Source organism: Psychrobacillus sp. (assembly GCF_056205495.1).
Genome location: NZ_JBAEAP010000517.1, coordinates 1 through 1,749, shown reverse-complemented (window position 1 = coordinate 1,749; position 1,749 = coordinate 1). Strand labels below are relative to the sequence as shown.

Below are 1,749 nucleotides of genomic sequence, written 5' to 3'. Positions count from 1 at the left end.
GTTAGCTCTATGTAAAATTGGGAAAATAACTGTATTACGTCTATTAGCAGATTTTTATACATCTATTTTCCGAGGAACTCCCCTTGTATTACAATTAATGATTATTTACTATGCGATTCCTCAGCTTTTTGATATTACGGTAGATCCGATGCCTGCGGCAATTATAGCATTTGGATTAAATTCAGGTGCCTATATCTCTGAAATTATTCGTGGTGGGATTAATGCTGTTGACAAGGGGCAGTTAGAGGCTTCGTTAGCTTTGGGCATACCTTATGCGAAGATGATGAAGGACATTATTCTTCCTCAAGCTATGAAAAACATCATGCCTTCCCTTATGAATGAATTTATCACATTAACGAAGGAATCAGCGATTGTAACAGTAATTGGAGCACTAGACATTATGCGCCGTGCATACGTCGTGGGTGGGTCTTCTTATCGTTATTTAGAGGCATTAATGATTGCCGGAGTGATGTACTATATCCTTACACTTATTTTATCATTCCTTGGCAAAAAGCTAGAAAAGAGGATGAGTAGAAGTGATTAAAGTAGAAAAATTATATAAATCATTTGGAAAAAATGAAGTCTTAAAAAATATATCCACTGAAATTAAGGAACAGGAAGTAATTGCAATAATAGGTCCTTCTGGTTCTGGTAAGTCTACTTTTTTACGTTGCTTGAATTTACTGGAGGAGCCTACTAGTGGTGTGATTAGTATAGGCAATGATGTTGTAACAGATAAAAAAACTAATATTATGAAGGTACGTGAAAATGTAGGAATGGTATTTCAACATTTTTATTTATTTCCTCACAAAACGGTACTAGAAAACTTAACGTATGCACCAATGAATGTTCAAGGAAAATCAAAGGAAGAGGCAATAGCTGTTGCAGATGACCTCCTACATAAAGTCGGACTCTTTGAGAAACGCTCGGAATATCCAAATCGTTTATCAGGCGGTCAAAAGCAGCGTGTAGCAATTGCCCGTGCGTTAGCAATGAACCCTTCTGTTATGTTGTTCGATGAACCAACTTCTGCCTTAGACCCAGAGATGGTAAAAGAGGTTTTAGCTGTTATGAAGGATTTGGCTGAATCGGGAATGACGATGGTCATCGTGACACATGAGATGAACTTTGCTAAAGAAGTAGCAGACCGTATTTTATTTTTGGATGGTGGAGTTTTAGTCGAAGACACCCCTCCTATCGAGTTCTTTAGCTCTCCAAAATCAGAGCGTGCTAAAGAGTTTTTGGAAAAGGTTTTATAAGTTTTAAAATAAAAGAAATAAAGATTTCAGCAACCTCAAATGTTTTTGGGGTTGCTGTTTTTGATTTTAATCGTGAAGGTGAAGAAGGTAGGGGGATGACAATTGTATAAGCTATAATTTCAACTTTTAAGGAAAAACACGAACATAATAAAAATAATTACCAAGGTTAATGCTTTTTTAATAATAAAGTAGAATTAATTTCGGCTCATATCGCGGACGCTTTCCGTGAGGTGAGCGATAAGCCATCACCCATCGCTACCGCGCGTGCTTGTGATGTCTTATCTGTCTCACTCATCCCACTGGAGTCGCCGCCTGCCGCTACAATCAATACAGAGATATCGTTCTTGTTATTCTTGAAACGCTATTTATGAAATTAACTCATTTATTTAAATTTTAGAGGATTGAATTAAAATCTTTAAAAGAAATTCTTTGGACAATTTTTGGGGGTGGAGTTAAGTGGAATTTATATTACTATGGATTCTTGGTTTAA

General features: G+C 36.5%; 2 protein-coding genes. Both read left to right on the top strand.

Annotated features, from left to right (window positions below; all coding sequences use genetic code 11):
• Nucleotides 1-544 (top strand): amino acid ABC transporter permease (locus tag AC06OU_RS14705; RefSeq protein WP_475856769.1); only part of this gene is annotated, 544 nt, incomplete at its 5' end.
• Nucleotides 537-1,259, top strand: a complete 723-nt coding sequence (locus AC06OU_RS14700; RefSeq protein ID WP_475856768.1) for an amino acid ABC transporter ATP-binding protein — start codon at nucleotides 537-539, stop codon at nucleotides 1,257-1,259. The genes AC06OU_RS14705 and AC06OU_RS14700, both read left to right, overlap by 8 nt.
• The last annotated feature ends 490 nt before the right edge of the window (nucleotides 1,260-1,749 follow it).